The sequence below is a fragment of the Geobacter sp. AOG2 genome, assembly GCF_019972295.1.
In the GTDB taxonomy this organism is placed as follows: domain Bacteria; phylum Desulfobacterota; class Desulfuromonadia; order Geobacterales; family Pseudopelobacteraceae; genus Oryzomonas.
The window spans coordinates 2,974,589-2,994,695 of the sequence record NZ_BLJA01000001.1 but is presented as its reverse complement, the minus strand read 5'-3'; the positions used below and the strand labels follow the sequence as shown (position 1 = coordinate 2,994,695).

The 20,107-nt window shown below is 57.9% G+C and carries 13 protein-coding genes; all 13 read right to left on the bottom strand.

The features are described from left to right. Positions 1-40 precede the first annotated feature (40 nt). The 13 genes from LDN12_RS13710 to LDN12_RS13650 all read right to left on the bottom strand — a co-directional run bounded on the left by LDN12_RS13710 (position 41) and on the right by LDN12_RS13650 (position 20,077). The gene (locus tag LDN12_RS13710; RefSeq protein ID WP_223923221.1) at positions 41-1,270 is read right to left on the bottom strand and encodes an FtsX-like permease family protein; all 1,230 of its coding nucleotides are present in this window, start codon (positions 1,268-1,270) and stop codon (positions 41-43) included. A 94-nt stretch (positions 1,271-1,364) separates the two neighbouring features. Further along, the gene (locus LDN12_RS13705; protein WP_223923220.1) at positions 1,365-1,778 is read right to left on the bottom strand and encodes a hypothetical protein; all 414 of its coding nucleotides are present in this window, start codon (positions 1,776-1,778) and stop codon (positions 1,365-1,367) included. A gap of 234 nt (positions 1,779-2,012) precedes the next feature. Continuing rightward, positions 2,013-5,207 carry a hypothetical protein gene (locus tag LDN12_RS13700; protein WP_223923219.1) on the bottom strand — a complete coding sequence of 1,065 codons (3,195 nt, stop codon included), beginning with the start codon at positions 5,205-5,207 and terminating at the stop codon, positions 2,013-2,015. Between the two features lie 70 nt (positions 5,208-5,277). Then, positions 5,278-6,057, bottom strand: a complete 780-nt coding sequence (locus LDN12_RS13695) for a cytochrome C (RefSeq protein ID WP_223923218.1) — start codon at positions 6,055-6,057, stop codon at positions 5,278-5,280. A gap of 406 nt (positions 6,058-6,463) precedes the next feature. Further along, the gene (locus LDN12_RS13690) at positions 6,464-8,230 is read right to left on the bottom strand and encodes a cytochrome c3 family protein (RefSeq protein WP_223923217.1); all 1,767 of its coding nucleotides are present in this window, start codon (positions 8,228-8,230) and stop codon (positions 6,464-6,466) included. A gap of 121 nt (positions 8,231-8,351) precedes the next feature. Continuing rightward, positions 8,352-9,407: an SBBP repeat-containing protein gene (locus LDN12_RS13685; RefSeq protein WP_223923216.1), complete on the bottom strand. Its 1,056-nt coding sequence runs from the start codon at positions 9,405-9,407 to the stop codon at positions 8,352-8,354. Positions 9,408-9,468: 61 nt separating this feature from the next. Further along, positions 9,469-11,451 carry a hypothetical protein gene (locus LDN12_RS13680; RefSeq protein ID WP_223923215.1) on the bottom strand — a complete coding sequence of 661 codons (1,983 nt, stop codon included), beginning with the start codon at positions 11,449-11,451 and terminating at the stop codon, positions 9,469-9,471. Between the two features lie 6 nt (positions 11,452-11,457). Beyond that, positions 11,458-11,838, bottom strand: coding sequence for a cytochrome c3 family protein (locus LDN12_RS13675; protein WP_223923214.1), 381 nt, complete (start codon positions 11,836-11,838; stop codon positions 11,458-11,460). Positions 11,839-12,067: 229 nt separating this feature from the next. Continuing rightward, positions 12,068-13,216, bottom strand: a complete 1,149-nt coding sequence (locus tag LDN12_RS13670; RefSeq protein WP_223923213.1) for a hypothetical protein — start codon at positions 13,214-13,216, stop codon at positions 12,068-12,070. A 35-nt stretch (positions 13,217-13,251) separates the two neighbouring features. Then, positions 13,252-14,589, bottom strand: a complete 1,338-nt coding sequence (locus LDN12_RS13665) for a cytochrome c3 family protein (RefSeq protein WP_223923212.1) — start codon at positions 14,587-14,589, stop codon at positions 13,252-13,254. A gap of 135 nt (positions 14,590-14,724) precedes the next feature. Further along, the gene (locus LDN12_RS13660; protein WP_223923211.1) at positions 14,725-16,431 is read right to left on the bottom strand and encodes an Ig-like domain-containing protein; all 1,707 of its coding nucleotides are present in this window, start codon (positions 16,429-16,431) and stop codon (positions 14,725-14,727) included. Positions 16,432-16,511: 80 nt separating this feature from the next. Next, the gene (locus LDN12_RS13655) at positions 16,512-18,569 is read right to left on the bottom strand and encodes an Ig-like domain-containing protein (protein WP_223923210.1); all 2,058 of its coding nucleotides are present in this window, start codon (positions 18,567-18,569) and stop codon (positions 16,512-16,514) included. Positions 18,570-18,613: 44 nt separating this feature from the next. Continuing rightward, a complete protein-coding gene (locus LDN12_RS13650) occupies positions 18,614-20,077 on the bottom strand; it encodes a dockerin type I domain-containing protein (protein ID WP_223923209.1) in 1,464 nt (487 codons plus the stop codon). Between the last annotated feature and the right edge of the window lie 30 nt (positions 20,078-20,107).

The following is a 20,107-nucleotide window of genomic DNA, read 5'->3' as shown; positions in this document are numbered from 1 at the left end:
ATGCTTTTTGCCGGTTTATTCCCGATAGCGGATTCCCGGCTCATCCCTTCAATACCCTCACCGGTTCGATCAGCAGCGCACGGCGCAGCGGCGCGACGCTTCCGGCAATGGCCACCACAAGCGCCGATATGATGGCGGTCGGAAAGAGCCAAAGCGGGGATATTATGGTCGAGTTAAAAACCGAACGACTGATGAGCCCGGCAAGCTGATCGCCGAGCAGATATCCGACCACCCCCCCAATGCCTGATATGATCAGGATCTCACCGATGAAAATGGCGGTTATCTGGATGCGATCGGCGCCGATGGCCTTCATCAGGGCGATTTCCGGGCTACGCTCCGCCATGGAGGCCATGAGGCTGGTAGACACGGCCGTGGCGGATGCACCGAGGGCCAGCACCGTCAGGAAGATCATCACGCTATTCAGCTTTTTCAGCAGGGCGCCCTCGGCGCTGGCGATCTGCCAGATCGGCTTGGCGCGGCTGCCGGCCATGACCTCCGCCACATTCTTGGCGACCGAGGTCACGTATGCCGTACAGTACCACTTCTCGTATTCATCCTTGGTCATCAGCGCCGGGTCTTTTTTCCCGAAGTCGTCCATCGGCACCGTCAAGGCGCTCACCAGGACGCGGGAAACCTTTCCCGGCTGTTGCAGGAGTTCCTGGACCGTGACCAAGGGGGCAAAAAGCTGCTCCTCCTCGTAACCGCCGGTGGTGACGACGCCGGCCACCCGGAAATGCCGGGTCCGCCCATGCACGGTTGTTGCTATGTCGCTCCCGACACCAACCCCCAGCCGCTTGGCCAGGGAGGCCCCCACAATGGCGCCGTCCGCGGTGGATGGCCACGCGCCTTGCAGTTCCCACCAGGGCGCAATTTCCTTTATGCCCTGGACGGTCGGGTCCTCTCCCGGGACATCGAGAAGCTTCTCGAACCAGGTGCCGGACACAATGCCCTTTTCCCGTTTCGTGCCGGCGCTGAACTCGGCGACGCCGAACAGATACGGGGTAAAACCGGTGATATTGTACTTCCAGAAAACCGTCTTGATTTTCGGCAGGTCCTCTTCGCGCAGAAAACCGCCCCCCTCCACGGCAGACGGCTCCAGCAGGATGTTGGCGCCGTAGCTGCGGAGTTCCAGGGCCATCTTGTGGGAGACCTCGCCGGCTATGCCGAGAAATGCGGTGGCTACCGCAGCACCCATGGCAATCGACAGGAACACCAGAAAAATAGACTTCGGGCGTTTGAGGAAGGAGTTTTTGAGAATACGGAAGAGCACGTTTTAACCTGTAGTTAACTGCGAATCGCGAATGGCCTGAGATAACCCCTTCTCTTCCATTCGCTCTTATTTCACCTTGTCACCGTTCGCGGTTTCACACTTCTTCTTGCAGTTCGGCGGGCAGCGACTCGCGCAGAAGAGCCACTTTCGCCTGCATCCGCCGCCACGCGTAAATACCCCAGACCACCGCCGTAAACATCATGACATGTTTCACCGCCAGGGCCGGCACCTGGAGCTTGTCGGCCGCGTTGGCCCATTCAAAGCTGGTATAGAAGATGGTGCGCGGGATGCCGCCGAGGATGACCCACCAGAGGGCAAACCTGAACAGCTTCACCATCCGGCGGTTCGTTTTCAGGAAAAAGAGGGTGGCCTGCGGCGTATTCATGGAGGCCTGGATGCGCAGAATAGCGTGCAGGGCGAAACCGCTCCCCACCAACAACCCGGTGGCCATGTCGTGGAAATAGTTGTTCATCATGATGGCAACGCCGAGTCCCGGGCCTATGTGCATGCTATACGTATCCTTTCAACTTGTTTCGAAGACAGCGCCCGACAGGGTTTGCAAAATTTTGCAGGTCGCGTCGCAGACGCCATTTTCAGTAAAATTCGCTATCCATTTATCGTGGTTATTCTACCAAATGCCGCCCTTAATTGGAATAAAAAAAGCCGGCGCGAGGCCGGCATTTATTGCATAGCAGGGCAGAAGAAGGGGGACCGTGAGGTCCCCCTCCCCTACAGCAGAGGCCTAGTACTTCAGAGGCCGTGTTACCAGCGAGGTGCCGGAAGTCGCTTCGCGAACAGTCGGCTCGTAGGTGGTCGGGTTACCGGTAGTGCCGCCGCCATAGGTGGTGCGGAAGTACGCGGTGACGCCCGACTGGGTTACGGTGCCAGCGGGGTTGTAGTTCGACTGTGCAGCCGAGCTGGTGCCGTGGTGGCTACAGGTGCTGTAACCGGGGTTGGTATCGGCAGCGCCGTTGGTGTAGCAACCACCCATCGGTTTTCCGGATGCGCCGGGGAAGCCTGCCGAGCCGGAGCCGTAAGCAGGTCCATTATCCGCAATCGGATTGTTAACCGTCAGCAGGGTGTTATCAGAAACATCCTGACCATCCCAGCCGCCCGGAGGTGCATAGCGGTAGTTGCCCATACCAGGCATGAAGCGGTAGGTGGTCTGCGTACGGCCGAGACCATCGGTATAGGTGTTGTTGCCGCCGTGGATGCCGCCCCAGCTGTTACGCAGGCCGCTGTTGTGGCAGTTGATGCAGGCGATGCCGGTGATGTTACCGGAGTTGGCGTTGCTGCCGGCTACGAACGGCTCGGTGGAACCGGCGCTCGGAGAAGTTGCTGTTGCACCGGCTGCGGGAACGTAGTCATAGATACCGACTTTGTCAGGCTCCCAAGAGGCAACCAGACGGGTAGCGCCGACGGCATTGGCCGAGTCGGCCTGGCACTGGCCGTGCATTGCGGATACGGCGTGGGCTACGTAGTAACCGGTGAGCTGACCCATAACTACGGTCGGATGGAGAGCATTCCAACCGGCTTTCCAGGTAGGTACAGCAGTTGCCGGCTTGTTGACGGAAACCGTAACACCGGCGCCGCCGACACAAGCTGTCTTGCTGGCATCGGTGTAACCACCGAAGTCGGCGCAGTTAAGGTACGTGCCCGTTACAGCGGCCGAACCCGTAATCTTGCCTTCTGCTACCAATTCATCCCACAGAGTCTGGGTGGCTGCTTCTTCCCCTGCTTTGTGGCAGTTGAAGCAGACATAGGTCAGGTTGTTGTGGATCTCGTCGGTACCGAGGCTGTTACGCAGCAGGTACTCGTTCACCGAACCGTGGGCGCCGATGGCGACGGAGGTGGTGGTGCCGTCAGCGTTGGTGGAGGAACCGACTTTCCACTGGCCGACGGTGTGGCAGTCGCCGCAATGGAGGGTGGAGTTATCGGCAACGTTCTTCGTATCGCCGAGCGGGATGTAGGTGGCAACGAACTTGCCGCCTTCGTACAGGGTTGCTTCGCCGCCCTCTTCGGGGCCGGCCGGGTCATAGGTCAGGCCGGTCCAGGAGATCGGATTCCCGTCAAGGTCGGTGTGACCTTCAGCAACTTCACTTGCAGCGGGAACCGGATTGCCGGTACGGGCTGCCCAAGCTGCGGCATTGGCGGTGGTGGAGAAACGGTACTTGTAACGCTGGCCACTTACGGCGTGGTGCGAAGCGTTGGTGGTGGTGAATGCGGTTTTTACGTCAACAACGCCGGTACGGGCAACCTGGTCGTAACCGTTGGTCAGGGTGTCGCCGAAGGGGTTGGTGGAGGTGCCGGTGAAACCGGTAACTCCCTGCAGCCCGGAAGCGGCAAGACCAGTAGCGCCGTCACTGTCATGGCAGGAGAAGCAGAAGTTGTCCATGGTGGTGTGGTTGGTGCCGTCCCATGCCATGTCGCTGTTGTCATCGGCATTACGCAGATGGACGTTGGCGTCAGCCATGTGATAGGTTTTGTCGATCAGGATGGCAGTGCCGGAGGCTTTACCTTCCAAGTGGCAAACAACGCACTGTGCATTGGTCGGGGTTCCACCGGTGATGTGGTGGGACCGTTTGGTGAACTCAGGCATAATGGCGCGAACGCCGTTGTTGTCGTTTACGCCGCCAGCTTTGGCCGGGTTGGCAACTGCGTGGCAATCGACGCAACCGGAGACCTTGGCGTATACGGCATCAATGTCCGTGATGCTGTGGGCATCGCCGTTGCTGGCGGTGTGGCAGCTGGAGCAGGTTACCGGCAGGCCGACGGTGGCATGCGGGATCGGGTAAGAACCGGTGTGGCAGAAGGTACAGAAAACCGCACCCTGAGCCAGGGTACCGTTAACATTGGCAACCTTGGTGGTGAAGTTGACGCTGTCAACCGTGGAGGTGCTGACGGTGCCCGGATGTGCGCCGGTGTTGGTGCCCACGTGGCAGGCCTGGCAGGAGCTGTGTGCGCTGCCGCTGTGAACGGAAGTAGACCAGTTGGCATAGATGCCGGCGCCAACGCCTACCTGGCTGTGGCACTTGATGCAGGTTACGTAGCTGGCTTGCGTCAGCGAAGAAGAGGCGGTTACGGTGGTGGTGGCCGAGTCGGAATATGCGCCGCTGGTTACGGTCACTTTGAACGTGTACACACCTGCGGTGCCCGGGGTAAAGGTCGGTTTCTGGGCAGAGGTGCTGCTCAGCGTTACGATCTCGGGGCCGCCAAGTTGCAGCCAGCTGTAAGAGCTGGCGGTGCCTGCGGCCAGGGTCACGGTCGTACCCACAACAGCGGTCTGGGGAGCGCCGGCGCTGGCGGTCACACCCTTGAAGCTGGGGGTGAAGGTTGCGCCTGCCTGGATGTTGGAAACAGACATCAGAACTGCAACGTCGGTAGCGGCCGGGAGGGTAACCACCGCGCCGGTGCTGGCGTTGTAATACGTAACGGTGCTGCCGGAAGTACCGCTGACGCTGACCAGGTTTTTACCGCTGGCGGGGGTCAGGGTGTAGGTCACGTTGGAGCCGGGCTTGTACTTGAGGCTGCCGGCCGGGCTGACATAACCGCCGTCGGCGGTGTTCATGGCAACCGTGTAAAGGACCTTGGTGAAGTTAACGATAAGGCTGTGCTGCGATGCGGCCGTCGGTGCGAAGGCGGCGATCGTGAAAGCCAACGACGAGTTAGACGGGAACTGCGGGGCGCCGTCGAAAATCACGCTCGCAATCTTGTAGCCGGCCTCGGGGGTAACCGTAGCCGCATACTGGGTGGTCCCTGTCGTGGTATAGGTCTTAAATGCCATACCGTACGTATTTACTTCCCCTGTCGGCACCATGGTGATCGAACCGCCTGCGCTCATCACCTGGGTTTTCATCTGCCAGTTGGAGCTGGCGAAAACGACCAAGGGGAGTGCGAGACACAGCAGGGTGATAAGTCCAAGTACTTTCTTGTGCATCTGCTTCTCCTTTCGAAGCGTTCTTATAAATTTAGTTTCTTGCAAAGCAAAGCCGTATTAAGTTGCACTCTTACTTAATGTGGCACGAGAGGCAGATGAGAGAGTCCTTCTCTTTCGCCCAAAGGAAGTAATTGTACTGGATGCCGTTGGAAGCCACGGCGTCAACCGCGTTGTCCTTGTTGTGGACATCGTGGCAGCTGGCGCACGTCATGATGCTGCCGCCGTACAGAACGTCACCGATGGCGCGTTTGCCGGAGGTACGGTCAACCGTATTGTAGGTGCCGGCTGTGGGGCTCAGGGTAACGTTGGTGGCGAAACGGTCGGTCGTCAGGGCAAGTTCCTGAGAGTTCGTGTTACGGGCATTGACGGCATCCACATAGCTGAAGCCGATTGGGTGGTCGTCGGTCAGGTCTTTGTTGCGGCCAACCGCTCTGTCGCCGGAGAGAGCCCTGCCGCCGGCCTGAGCCAGAGCCGGACCGTGCTCGTCGATAGCGGTTACGCCGTCATGACAGCTCATGCACAGACGGCTCGGTCCCTGCAGGGGGTCATAAATGGTAAGGGCGTTGTTGGCCGGGGTTGCCCACTGATAGGACTGCCAGCCTGTTGTATCCACCAAGGTGTGGTTCCAAAGCGGATAGTTGTCACCATTAGCCTGGTCGTCTTTGGTGGCGTTGTGCGGCGTGTGGCAGAACACGCAAACGCGCTGCAAGGTGTCCTGCTGGGCGCCACTGATCATGTTCATGTCATGCATGGAGCCATTGACACCTGTGGCAGGTAGTTGTCCACCGAAGGCAACGCTTGCGGCTGCAGTTAACGCTGCGAAAGCCAGTACAACTGCGAGTTGCTTCATCTCTGCTTCTCCTTTACTAGATTGATATGCTACGTGGTTCACTTCATTGTCCAGGGCGTTTCCGCCTCAGGCGACGTCCCGCCTTTACGGCAAGACGTCAATACTCGGTTTACTCCTCAGCGTTTTACGTCCTCCTTTCCGCCATTACAATGTGTGAACAGGATCATGGCAGCATTCGCATGCGCAGCTATAAACAGTTTTCATCGTATTTTGCAAATTCGGTGCCACAGCAATGGATTGGGAAGCGCTCCCGTCCCATTGCCCATGAATGGCGGGACGAGAGCGGGTGAGGCGAAAAATGTCGTGGGGGTTTACCGAGGGGGATTTGTGTTTTGCCGTTATTACACGAGAGGCGATTCCGTTCTTTCACCGCCTCCCCGGCCGAGGCTCCGGCATGGCCCGGCCATTACCATTTTCTCAGCAGGCTCTTTTGCGCCGCGCCCGTGGGAGAGTACCCGTGGGTGTACCCGGAGTCGCTGCTGTGGCAGCTTACCATGCATTGTCCCGTTTTACTGGTAGGGTCGGGCGTTGTGTAGGAGGGGACGGGAGCGGCGGCGCTGACATAGTCGGTGCTGAAGTTGATGAGATGGTAATTACCGGCGATGCCGTGGGGGTCGTGACAGACGAAGCAGGCGATCATGCGATTGACCACATGGCGGACATGCTCGTTGCTGGTCATGTTGGAAAAGCCGGAAGAGGTCCCAAGTATATACGATTCGTTATGGCAGCGGTAGCAGAGATCGTACTTGGCGGCGCTGTACGAACCGGCGCTGTAGGGCGGTCCGGCCAAGGCGGGGATCGGCATGTCGTACTGGGCCATGAGGATATGCTCGTACTTGCTCCCGTGGGGGCCGTTGGCGCCGGTGCCGGAACCGAGGGCCTTGGAGGACTGGTCGCTGTTGTGGCAATCGGAACAGTAGATCATGGTCATGCTGCTCTGGAGCGCGGTCAGCAGACTGGAACCGTCCGACCGGCGGGCGGTCATGACCGGATGATAGGAGCCGCTCAGGCTCGTTTGGTTGAAACGGATATTTTCGTCCGGCTGGGTCACGACCCGCCGCGTCTGGCTGTCGATGAAGCTGCCGGGATTCGTACCGGCATGGCAGCGATAACAGATTTCGTATTCCTTGGCGGCGGTGGCCGCCGAACTGATCTTTACCCCGGTCAGGGGACCGTTGACGTAGGGGGCATTGAGGTAGGAGAGGGGCCGGTTCGTCTCGTTTGCCGCATGGGGGGCGTGGCAGTCCGCACAGACCACGTGGCGCGGGAAAGAAGAGAACGACAGTTCGCTCGATTCACCGTGGATACCGCCGTTTGTACCCGTATAGGCAGCTATGTCGTGGCGATAGGGCTGCTGAAAGGACGTTTTGACGTCCAGAGATTCGGTGAGGTCGGTGGGGCTGCCGTTGTGGCAGGAAAGGTAGCACGTGTCGTCTTTAAGCAACCGCTTCGCCACCGGGGCGTTGTGCGGGGTGTGGCAGAGCTGGCAACCGGCGTCCAGGGTGGGGCTCTTCAGGACATTATAGATTGGGTTGTGTGAAGCGCTCGACCAGCCGTTGTTTTTGTGGCAGGAGGTGCACAGCGGCGATCCGGGGGCGTAGGAGGCGGAGTCGCTGGAATCGCTGCCGTTCTTCATGACCAGGAATTTGCCGTATTCATTGTCATGGGCATCATGGCAGGAGGTACACTGGAGATAGCCGTCCGTGAGCTTGATCTGCTCCGGCAGGGTCTCGGGAGACGCCAATTCGGATTGTTGAGCCAGCGCGGCGCTGTATTCGAAGGAGATGGGGTGGTCGTTGGACAGGTCCGTCGTCAGGTTCGCGCTGCCGGAGATGGTTGTTGCGGGGCTTGAAACAAGGGACCCCTTGAATTGGCCCAGGGCGATAGTTCCGTCGTGGCAGCTGAGGCAAAGGCGCGAGGCTCCGGTAGGGGCCGCGCTGACGCTGGCCTTCAGGGAGGGCGACTGGTACATCTTGTTGAGATAGTTGCTGTCCGGCGACAGATTGCGACTCCAGATCGGAAGGTCCCGATCCCAGAGGGACGTGTTCTTGACGGCATTATGGGGGACATGGCAGAAGACGCATACCCGGTCTTCCTTGGAAAGCTCCCCGTACGTGGCCGTTTTGCCGAGGCCGCTGGCGGAAAGATTGTGCGGGGAGTTGAGAACACTCATTTTGCCCGCGTGCGCACCACGAGCATATCCCCAAAGAGCGGCAAAACAACATGCAGCAGCGGTCATGCGCGTTACCACGCGCCATGCCGGCGGATTGACGAACAATGGGGATATCATCCTGTTACCTCGCACTGTTTTGCTCATCTTCCTGATCGTCGCCGTTTTCCGGTTCTTCACCGGAGATGTACCTGAAGACCTGTATCCGGCGATTATAGGTGTCCGACACGTAGATCCGGTTGCGATAGTCGATGGAGATGCCGGACGGCATCCAGAATTCACCGTCCCTCTCTCCCTGGGAACCGAAGGTCATGAGGAGATGCCCCTGCCGATCGAATATCTGAACGGCATCCTGAAGCGCGTCGCAGACATAGACGTTCCCGGCGCTGTCGACGGCGATCCCTTTAGGCTTGTTCAGGTCTCCGGGAGCGTCCCCCGCAACGCCGAACTGGCTGACAAAAACCCCCTCCGGCGCAAACATCTTGATACGGTAGTTCAGTGGATCGGTAACGTAGACCTGCCCCTTGGCATCCACCATGATGTCGGTGGGCCGGTTGAATTGGGCTAAAGTTTCTCCCTGGCTGCCAAAGTGGAACCGTTCGACACCGTCCTGGTCGAAAGCCGTAACCCGGCACGCCGTTGTTTCCACGACATACAGCAGCTTGTTGACCTTGTTGTAGGCAATCCCCGTAGGGCGCGACAGGCTCCGGTGTACGAACGGCGTCAATGTCTCCCGGTCGATGTCGTAGCGATAGACCATGTCGTTGGTGGAATCGCTGATATACAGGTAACCGCGTTCATCCTGCGCCAGTCCGATGGGGGTTTTCAAGCGCGTATCCTTGTCGCCGATGACGACATAGCGCCCTTTCTTCCGGTCCATCATGTGGACGACACCGGCGCCGGGGTCGGCGATAAAGAGGCGGTCCTGCCCGTCGCAAAGCACGCCGTAGGGCCTGACGATGCGACGGGTGTCCGGCCCGGTGAAGAACTCCGCCACCTTTTTCCAGAACCCCTTTGCAATGCCGGCATCATTATAATCGGCAATGCTTTGCACCCATTTGATCCGGGCCTGGTACGGCTTGGGGGGCCACTGCAAATCGGTCACCCGCGCAGGGCGGGTGGAGACGATGCCGCTACAGGCTGTCAACAGGCAGACAACCAATAGACAGACAAGAAGCACAGCCCGTCTCCGAAGTGACAGTTTGTAGCCGTCGAACCGAATCGCGTTTTTCGTACACATATTAAAAATACCTTTTTACTTCAACACGCACATAGTCGTCCCGTGTCGATTGGGAGCCATAGATACGCAGGACGCTCTGACCGGTAAGGCTCAAAAACAGCTTGCTGATGCGTCCCTGGAGGCCAGCCTTGACGTAGAAATATTGGCGGTCGAGGTCGCTTCTGTGAGTGTCCACATAATTCAACGACATCGACGCCTGCATCCACGAGAAGAGCAGCCGGCTATACCCGGAACCTGCCTCGAACATATTTTCGTCGTAGCGGGGCGTAAGTCCGACATTATCGTACATGGTATAGCGGTCGCGCAATGTGAACGTAACCGAAGAGATGGCGAACTGGCGGTCATAGCGCCAACCCCCTTCCACATAGGTGTATTGGGTCGTATTTGCCGCATATTTGGCAAAGGTGGCCGTGAACGTATTGCTCGGGTACAGCGCTTCCACCTGGAGTTGATCGCTTCTGGTGTTGACCAGGCTGATGTTTATGGCGGGCCCGGAGATCCGGTGCTGGTCCTGGCGCAGCATGGATCCCTTGATGCGATAGTGATTTTTGAACAGCGAGAGGACACCGTTCAGGGTTACCGTATCCGTGGAATATTTGACCGACGGATCGATTTCGGCGGTGTAGGACACCAAGAGTGTCGAACCCGAAACGATCTGTCCTCCGGTGACTATTTCAATCCGCCCCAGGGTCTCGAAGACCGTATAGTCCCGACCCACCACATAGGTGATGGTTTGATCGCTGTTCGTGATGCTGACCACCGCATAACTTTTTGCGACCGTCTTAAGACTGATAATATCCCCCTGCTGGACATTGGCGAATCGTTCATCCCGGACCGAAACGGTCGATTCGGTCACCTGTCGGTCGGTCACCTGGTGATCCCCGGACAGGGAGACGGTGAGGTCGCTCGTGGCAGGCAATGTCTTCCGGTACGTCAGCATCCCCCCTCCGGAATATGACGATTCGTGGCCGCCCAGCGTCTGGTAATTGGCGACCTTGCCGGTCAAACGGGTCTCCAGGCTGGAAAAGAGGCGGTGCGTGACCATGGCGCCGATACCGTTGGACGAGGTGGTCTGTCTTTCATTGTTGAAGTTGAGCGTTTTGTAATACGAGTAAAAGTAGTTGAGGGCCGCCTGCAGGGACTTGCCGAAGCGGGCGTTGAACGACTCTGTCAGGTTGAGGGCTGTTTGGGGGACCGTCGTCCCCGTCGTACTCTGCAACTGTAGTTGCGAGTCCAGAACGTATTTTTTGAGCGGATCGAAGGCAACATTATTGGCAAGAGTGAGCGAATACCCCTTTGCCGAGACCTGGTCCTGCCCCTCCACCTTGCGCTGCTCATCGGTTACCGATAGGTCGAACCCCGTGCTGCTGATATCCTTATATGCATGCTGGGCGGTAAATTGGAATGCATTGGTCGTGGTGCTGTAGTCCTGCGTCAGACCGCTCGATTCGAGGGTCCGCCGTTCCAGCCTGACGTGCAGGGGGACCATCAGGTGCTGGTAGGAGAGGGTGAGCCCGTTGACGCTCGAATCGATGGTATAGCTTGGGGTATAGGAGTTCGTTATCGTGTTTATTTCCCGGACACTGGTTACGATGACCGGAAATGACGACCGGTCGAACGCGGAGCCGATGAGGCTGTACTGGTATTGTACACCGTTGGCTTCACGCGCGCCGACGTTGCTGTACGAGGCGTAATTCTGGTCGAACATGATATCGCCGTCGAGTTGGATATTAAGCAGATGGGGGTCGGTGACGGAGATGTTTGTACCGATGTGATATTTTTCCCACAGGTGTTCACTGCTTGACGACGATGAGTTCGAGGTGGTGCCGGCATGCTCATAGACGAGAGAAACCGACTGGTTGATACCACTCAGGAGAAACAGGCCCCTTGGCTCGACGACCTCTTCCAGGCGCGCCGCAAAGGCCGGGGCCTGGAAGAGTACCGTCAAAAAGCTGAAACAGATGATGAGCCGAAGTGTCCTCATGCGGTGTCATTTAAGAAAGTATTGTACGGCGCCGGCATGGGGATCGTGACAATCCGTACAGAGCAAACCCCTCGCGGCGACCCTGGCATGCAGTGCCTGCGCCGCCCTCTTTTCCCGATGGCAGGTAGCGCATATCAATGCCTTATCGGTCTTAAGCAGCGAGGGATAGGGCGACGAATGGGGATCATGGCATTCCAGGCAACTGCCGACCGAAGCCGGACCATGCACAAACGGCGATTTGATAATCGTGGGATGGCAGACGAAACAAATCTCGTTGCGCGGCTTGATCAGACCGGACGCGGTACTTTTGTCATGACAGCCGTCACATCTCTTCTCAGCATACGGTGGATGGATCGACGACTGCTGTTTTGAGTTCGCGGCGGCCATTTTGCTTGCCGCCTCCTGGTCCTCCTTCACCTTGTTTTGATGAAAATCCTGGCAATACTGGTCTGCCGGGGGCAAATCCGGAACCCCGTCAAAGATTGTTGACGTAACCTTATGCACGGTCAGTGGATCACAGCCGGAAACCGTGCACGCGATGCATGCAATAAAAATAAAAAGTCGTATCGTCCCCATCGGGTCTCATTTCATCGCCGGCATAGATGACATCGCTCCGTTACTTTTCCGATTTCGGATCTTTGGTCCCGGCAGAGCTGCCTTTCTTCCCCTCCATGGCACCGTAACCAAACACCGATATGGAAGGCTTGCCATATTGGCACACGACGAATATGACATTTTCCAGGCGGAATCCCGGCGCGGCAAATTTCTGGAAATACTCCAGATTATCCTTTGTCACCGCAATCCCTGCCGGAAGGTTCAACGACCCTGCCGGGAGACCGGGGTTGCCGAAAAACGTCAATATACGACCTTCCTTGTTGAAAATCTGCACGTTCTGGTGCCCCGCATCTACCACGTATATCAACCCGGAGCCATCCACGGCAATTCCCCGGGGGCGGGCGAACTCGCCGAAGCTGTCGCCGAATTTACCGAACGCGCTGAGCAGATGCCCGTCACGGTCATACTTGAGAATCTTGCCGCTCCCGATGTTTGTGGTATAGAGGTTGCCGTCGGCATCGGCAGCGATGTACGATGGGAGGGACATGGCGTTAGCATCCTCGCTCTTGCCGAAGGTGGTGACCAATTCCCTGGTTTTCCGGTCGAAGACCTTGATTTCATTTGCCCGATTGTCGATGGCGTACAGATTAGGCCCGGAAGCGACAATGCCGACGAGTTTCGATTTCTCGCTTTCCTTGCCGAACGATTTGACAAAATTGCCGGCGGCGTTGTAGACGACAATTTCCTTTCTACCCGTATCAGCGACATAGATATTGTCATCATCGTCAAGTGCCACGCTGACCGGCTTTTTCAAGGCGCCCGGCCCTATCGCCCCTTTAAGGTATTCAAAGGTTTTATTGGCGATATCAATGACGATGACCTGGCCGGAGGTGGTGGCGGCAATGTAAATCTTGCCTTTATGCGTCGTGATCCCGAAGGCCTTGCCGACACCCCTGATCACATCGGCCTTTTCTCCGCCGGTCAGGACAAGTGAAAAATTGCTTTGCAATCCCGTGATATCGCTTGAATCGGAAATACCCGTCAGGTATTGAATACGCGGATCATCGGGTGGTGGTGGAAAGAAAACCGGCTCTCCCGATACTACGCCCTTGTTCCCGGCACACCCCGACACCAGCCCCATCAGGAAACATGCCGCCAGCAACATCCGGCAGAACCTGCCGGTACTACGCGTACGATCATTTTGGTTCATATTTCTCTCCCTGTCTGCTTGTACTCTGTGATTCATCATTTGTCTTCCTTCAAATCAACCGGCTTGTCACGATCATAACGGAATTTTCGATGGCACCCCGGCGCACAGCTCCCCCCGGTCGGGGTAATCTGGAAATTGATCGGAATTTTCCAGTCACCGAACTTTATCCCTTCCTTGGTGATCAGCTTTTCTCCGTTACTGGCGTGCGGCTCGTGGCAGATGCGGCACGTGCGGCCTTTACGCGAATTGACGACATGGACGTAGTGCAGGTTACGATTACCGTTGCGAAACTTGGTATAGATCGTTGTGTCGGCAAAACGGAGCATATTCTTTTCGTGGCACTTGAGACAGATTTCGTAAGTACCATCCTTGTAGGGGACATAAATATCCGGCGGGTAGCTTCCCCGGAGCAACCGGAAATTGTCGCTGCCGTGCGGGTCGTGGCAGGCATTGCATTCGCCCTTTGCAACGGGGCCGTGCAAATATTTCTTTCCCTCGATTTCTTTCTTTATATTGTGCAAGGGAGGATTTCCGAGTTTGTCGGTGCCGTGACAGCCGAGACACAGGTTTTTCTCCTGATCCGCCAGCAGATGGGGAGCTTTTGAAAAATGGGGAGAATGGCAGGTACTACATCCACCCGACTGCAACAGTGGCTTGTGGACGATCTTGGCCTTTAGCTTCTTGCCCAGGTTTTTATGGCATCCCACGCAGAGATCGGGCGTTTTTTTCTTGAGCAACTGGGGTACCGCGCTTCCGTGGGGGTTGTGGCAGGCGGTGCAGGGTCCGCCCTTCACGGGATTGTGTATGAATGTTGCTTCTTGGAGTGTTTTGAGGAAATCCGTATGGCACTTGATGCATGTCTCCCAGACGGCCCCCTTGAGGAGCGCTTTTTCCTTTGACTCATGGGGATCATGGCATTTCGTGCACTCTCCGACAGCCACCGGTCCGTGGGCGAACGGCTGTTTGAAAGGCGCTGGATCGTGGCACCCCATGCAGAGCTGGGTCTGGTCGCTGCCAACCCCCAACAGGAAGCGTTCGACACCGCCGTGAGGATTATGGCAGTAGGCGCATTCGCCGTCCTTTACCGGGGGGTGGACCACCTTCTTCTTGCCAAAGGTGTCATGACACTGATAGCAGAGCGCTGCTCCTTCCGATGTCAGGACAAAACTTTTGGCCCCTTTCAGCGGATGAGCGGGATTAGTCTGTTTGTGGCAGGCGACACAGTCTTCATCTTTAACCGGAGCATGAAAATTCTGTGTTCCGCCGACCCTTGAATGGCATTCTGCGGTCTTGCAGGAAGCTTCAGCTGCATATGCACTGCCGCCGGATGCCATTGCAAAAAAGAGAATAAAAACAAACTGCATAACATTCATGAATAGGATCACCATCGGCAGAATATCTTACTGATTCTTCGTCGGAAATCAATATTTACTATAATCCTGCCCGTTTGTCAGTAGAATATTTGGCGCCGACGAAGCACCCGAAAACGTGAAAGTTGCCACGAGCGGTTATGGTGCTGTGAAATTGACGGAAGCGCTACCGCTTTTCCCGCCGGCGGTTGCAGTGACCGTTACCGAGTTGACCGTGCTGCTGGTGAGCGCAACCGTGGCAGAGCCGTTGCTGTCGGTTGTGGCCGAAGTGGCGCTCAGAGTGCCGTTGCCGCTGGTGACCGCAAAGGTGACCGTGATGTTTGGCAGAAGCGTCCCATTATAATTCCGCACAATTGCTCCAATTATTGACGAGGCAGTGCCGTCGGCCGCCAGGGTGCTCGGCGTGGTGGTAATGGCCACCGTCGCCGGTGCGGCCGGATCGGGCGTAAAAATGACGGGAATGCTTTTCGTGACGGTGCCGGCTGTGGCGGAAATCGTCACCGAACCGGCCGTACCGCTGGTGACGGTTATGGAGGCGACGCCGCTGCTATTGGTCGTGGCGGAGGAAGCGCTCAACGTGCCGATGCCGCTGGTCACGGCAAACGTGACGGGAACCCCGGCAAGATCTGCCCCGAGGTAATTCAGGACCGTCGCGCTCACGGTGATGGCGGTGCTGCTATCGGCATAAACAGACGTTGGGCTGGCAGACAGATTCATGGTTGCCGGGCTGGCCGGGTCATGGCCGAAGACGACGGCTGTGCTGGTCTTGATCGCTCCGGCTGTTGCGGTGACGGTCACTCCGGGGTTCGTCTGCACCACCGAGCTCTTGAGGGCCACCGTAGTGCTGGGAGTACCGGCGGTATCGACCGTAACCGTCTGCGTCGTCGAACCATTGGCAAAGGTCGCCGTGCCGCTGGTCACGGCAAAGGTCACCGAAGTGCCGGAAAGAGCAATGTCGTACAGCCCCTTGACTGCGGCGGTAAAGGTGATGGTATCGGCATTGTTGGCGATAACGCCGCTTGTCGAGGGAGTCAGGGTGACCTTCATCGGGGTCTCGGCAATCCCCGATTGCAGGTAGGTGGACGCCGGCAGCACCGCCATGGCATTCAGGACGTTCGCGTCAGTCAAGGTCCCCTGGAGAGGATAGATGGCGTTCGCCGGGTACGGATTGATATCACCCATGATCGTGAGAACCTGTTCCAGGGAGTAGCCAAGGGAATTCATCAAATCGGAAACCGTCGCCAGGGCGAGGCCGTAGCCTATCCGGGCCGGGTCGGTGGCTGTGGTTCCCGGCAGCACATCGGCCGGAAGGGTGCTGATGATTGAGGAACCGGCCGGCAGCCCCTTTAGGTAGAGGGTACTGATCAGCGTATTGGCGCTGTCGATGTTGTTCTGTCCCATGTCGGTGGGACGCAATTGCATGCGGCGCCACGCCAGTTCGGTCAGAGGGGTAATCGCCAGATTGATCGCCTTTGGTGTCGCAATATAGGTCGCGGCGTGGAGTTTTTGGGACAGGGCGGTGGTTTGCCCGGTCGCCTCATCGGTATAGGTGCCCCCCGACATTGTCGCGAAGATGGCCCCCTTGTAAGAGCCCACATTGGCCGTGAAAGAACCGTTGACAACCGGGATGCCGGCGCCGTTTTGCGAACCGTCGAGCTGTCTGCCGATATGGGCCGATGTGGTGATCTCGAAAATTTTGACCGTACCGCCGTTGATCGGCCCTTTCGAGACCGCGCCGGTTATGGCGGTCGTGGCCGTCTGGCCGCCACCGCTGCTCCCGCCGCCGCAACCATGCACGATCAACGGCAGAAGCGCCAATACTGCCCATAGAATTACCTTTTTCATGATGCCTTCCTACTGATTCAAGGGACAAAAGGGCAACCGTTTATGGCTGCCCTTTTGTCGCAGGCTGGGTTCGTATGGCGTTACTGGAAGGTCACACTCAGGATGTTGACACTGATGCCCGACTGTACACTCCCCGAGGTATTGGTGACCTCACTGCCCGACGCAACGGCAAAGTCGCCCGTCACCGGCAGCGTGGTACCCGATGGTATGGTAAAGGTTACCGTTGCAAATTGGCCAAGCGGGAAACCTACCGTGGTGCTTCCTGAAAGATTTGCCTGCAGGGCGAGCGACAAGTCCCCGGCAGTGGCCACATTGGACACCAATGTCGGGGTGGGGCTGACGCTCGTGGTCCCCCCGGATAATACGGCAGTACTCAGAGTCAATCCCTTGGCATTCGGGAATGTCACATCGCAGTTGATTGTGCCGATGGCCGTGCCCGAGGTAAAGGTTCCGCTGGTGCTGAGGATGACGACCGCCTTGGTCGGACGGGTGGTAAAGGTCACCTGGGTGCTGCCGCTCTTGCCGCCTGCCGTGGCGGTAACGGTCACTGAGCCGGTGGCTGTACCGGTCAGGGTCACCGTTGCATTGCCGCTGCCGTCGGTGGTGGCTGAAGTCGCACTTAAGGTGCCACCGGTCGTGGAAAATGAAACCGTCTGGCCCGAAAGCACCGTCCCGGCAAAATTCTTCACATTTGCAGTGATGGTAGATGTCGTGTTGCCGTCGGCCGGGACACTGGACGGCGAGGCGCTGACCGTGATCGTGGCCGGCACTGTCGGGTCGGGGGTGAAAGTTACTGTCACCGGACTGCTCGTGACAACCGGATCGGTGCCGGCGGAGGCGGTAACTGTGACCGTGTTGGCGGTGGCGCTGGTCAAGGTGACGGTGGCAACGCCACTGGTATCGGTGGTGGCCGTGACGGAGCTCAAGGTGCCCGTGCCGCTGGTGATTTTGAAGGTTACGGTCGCAGCGGGATTCGGTGCACTGCCGGGGGTCACATTGTTGGGTCCGCCGCCTGCCACACCGACCGTGGCGGACAGGGTCACGCTTTGACCGACCTGAGCCGTAGAAGACGATGAGGCAAGCGTAACCGAGCCGGGATCATTGGGATCGCGGACGACCGACACCACGGCCGCTGTCTTGGTGGTTACGGTAACGCCGGAAGCGGAGGCGGTGGCAGTGACCTTCACTGTCCCGACCGCGGAAGGGGTCAGGACAACGGTTGCATTGCCGCTGGCATCGGTTGTGGTGGTGGGAGTGCCGAGGCTACCGCCGCTGGAGGTGAAGGTAACCTTGGTGCCGGCAGGGACGGCCGTCCCGTCGAATTTGGTGACATTTGCGGTTATGGTTACCGCCTGGTTGATGATCGCCGAATAGGTGGGCGAGGAGAAGACGATGCTGACCGGAGCGGTTAAAAGCCCCGACTGGAAATTCGTAGTAAATGTCGTATTGGATGCAAGGCTGCCGACCGCCGAACTCCAGACGGAAGAGACCGTGCCATCCGTAATGGCTGCACTCAGTTGGGCTATACCGTCATCAATGGACGTGCCGCCGCTGATCAGTTGGGAAAATGTCGCCAGGGCAAGGCTGTATTTGATCTTGTCGGGATCGGTCACCGCCGGGGCCGTGCTCTGAATATTCGCCGGCAGGGTGGAGATAATGTCGCTACCCGCCAGGAACTGGTTGCTGATGAGCGTGTTGGCGGTGGTGATATCAGCCGGCTTCAATGTGGCGGCCTTTTGATAGGCAAGTTCCGTAAAAGGTGTGATGGCGAGATTGAACGGCCCCGGCGTGGCAACGACCGCTGCGGCATGCAGCCTCGTTGACCCAAGCGTCTGTGTCGTATTCGTCGCCTCATCGGTATAAGAGGCGCTGGAACCGGACATGGTCGCGAATATGGCGCCGGTATAGCCGCCAAGATCGGCCGAGAAAGCTCCGCTCGCGGATGTGGTTCCCGTGGCGAGCTGCTTGCCGATATGGGCTGACGTCGTCACGCTGAAGATAGCTACCTTCCCTCCACTGACCGGACCCTTCGCTCCCATTCCGCTGACGGTTGTGCCTGACGAGAAATCACCGCTGCCGCAGCCGTACAGAGCAAACGTCAAGAGTGCCAACAGGGTAAATACAACAGCTTTTTTCATATTATCGCCTACCTCCAAGCTAGTAGTAATCTGTCATGAAACCGCTAATAGGAATTGATGCCGACGGACTTTTGCAGGATCAGCAAAGCGTCGGCAGCCGTCACCTTGCCGCTGCTGTTCACATCACCCCGCGCGAGGGCTTCGGCGCTGGTCAGGCTCAAGGTGTTGATCCCCACGGAATACTGAAGCGCCAACAGGGCATCGGCAGCCGTTATCTTACCGCTGCTGTTCATGTCGCCAAGGAGGGTGCTGGTGCTGCCGAGGCTGAAACTTATGCTTGCCGGTGCGTACACATTAACTCCAATTGGACCGCCGTTGCCAAGCTGGCCGCTTCCGTTCTCCCCCCAGGTCCAGACATTGCCGCTGCCATCAATGGCGACGGAGAAAAACTCGCCGGCGGAAATGGCGCTCACGCCGGTAAAGCTTGTGGCCGTTACTTGTTGCGGGGTAGTGGTTTGGTCGACGCCACTCCCTAATCCCAACTGTCCTGCTGCCCCGCCACCCCACGCGTAGACCGTGCCGCTACTTGTGAGGGCCATGCTGTGGGCACGCCCGGCAGCAACGGCCTTCACGCCGGAAAGGCCGGCTACCTGTACCGCGACGGAATTGGCAGTATCAATGCCAAAATTGGTGCTGTTCCCCAACTGCCCCGAAAAATTCCAACCCCACGCCCAGACCGTACCGTCGTTCTTCACGGCCAAGGCATGCCCCCATCCGGCGGCAATGGCCGTAACATTGGAAAGAGAGGTTACTTGCACCGGTGTGGAACTGTTGGTTGTCGAACTGTTCCCTAGTTGGCCATAGTTATTATGGCCCCAGGCCCACACATTGCCGCTGCTGTCGAGCGCCAGGGTAAAATCCGAACCGGCGGCGACGGCCGTGATGGTCGGGCTACCGGTTATGGCCACCGCCGTCGGGATGCTATTTGCAGTATGGGTACCCACATTGGTGCTGGACCCCAATTGACCATAAAAATTGTCTCCCCAAGTGTACACCGTACCGCCGACGATGGCGACACTGTGGTCAGAGCCGGCGGAAATGGCGGTGGCGTTGGAGATCGCGGTTTCGGAACTGTCCACCACTGATACCGGCGTGGCCTGAATTGCGGTGATGGTGGAATTGCCCAACTGCCCGCTGGTATAATTGCCCCACGCCACCATGGTGGTATTGCTCTTGAGAGCCATGCTGTGAGTCTCTCCGGCAGCAACGGCAGTGGCGCTGGAGAGGGTCCCGAATGTGGCGCTGACTGCTCGTGGGGAAAGTTCGTCCGTAGTACTGCCGACGCCTAGCTGCCCCATCATATTGTTGCCCCAGGACCAGACACTGCCGTTGCTTTTCAGCGCAATAACATGAGCGGCGCCGGCGGCTACCCGTGGGGTGGTGGTTGCCTGAACGACGATGGGAGCGAAAGCCAAAAGGGAAAGGCAGATAAAAATATAAAGAGAGGGTCCTCTGGCGGCTTTTTTCTGATGTCCGGTAGAGAGATTACTGCCCATGCTCAACTTCATTCGATAAATCTCCTTTATGCGACAGAAAAT

What these genes read in the sequence shown, in the direction of transcription:
- LDN12_RS13690 (WP_223923217.1), bottom strand. Translation starts at nt 8,230, where the DNA reads ATGAGTGTTCTCAACTCCCCGCACAATCTTTCCGCCAGCGGCCTCGGC.
- LDN12_RS13675 (WP_223923214.1), bottom strand. Translation starts at nt 11,838, where the DNA reads ATGGCCGCCGCGAACTCAAAACAGCAGTCGTCGATCCATCCACCGTAT.
- LDN12_RS13655 (WP_223923210.1), bottom strand. Translation starts at nt 18,569, where the DNA reads ATGAAAAAAGCTGTTGTATTTACCCTGTTGGCACTCTTGACGTTTGCT.
- LDN12_RS13665 (WP_223923212.1), bottom strand. Translation starts at nt 14,589, where the DNA reads ATGAATGTTATGCAGTTTGTTTTTATTCTCTTTTTTGCAATGGCATCC.
- LDN12_RS13700 (WP_223923219.1), bottom strand. Translation starts at nt 5,207, where the DNA reads ATGCACAAGAAAGTACTTGGACTTATCACCCTGCTGTGTCTCGCACTC.
- LDN12_RS13680 (WP_223923215.1), bottom strand. Translation starts at nt 11,451, where the DNA reads ATGAGGACACTTCGGCTCATCATCTGTTTCAGCTTTTTGACGGTACTC.
- LDN12_RS13705 (WP_223923220.1), bottom strand. Translation starts at nt 1,778, where the DNA reads ATGCACATAGGCCCGGGACTCGGCGTTGCCATCATGATGAACAACTAT.
- LDN12_RS13660 (WP_223923211.1), bottom strand. Translation starts at nt 16,431, where the DNA reads ATGAAAAAGGTAATTCTATGGGCAGTATTGGCGCTTCTGCCGTTGATC.
- LDN12_RS13650 (WP_223923209.1), bottom strand. Translation starts at nt 20,077, where the DNA reads ATGAAGTTGAGCATGGGCAGTAATCTCTCTACCGGACATCAGAAAAAA.
- LDN12_RS13670 (WP_223923213.1), bottom strand. Translation starts at nt 13,216, where the DNA reads ATGAACCAAAATGATCGTACGCGTAGTACCGGCAGGTTCTGCCGGATG.
- LDN12_RS13695 (WP_223923218.1), bottom strand. Translation starts at nt 6,057, where the DNA reads ATGAAGCAACTCGCAGTTGTACTGGCTTTCGCAGCGTTAACTGCAGCC.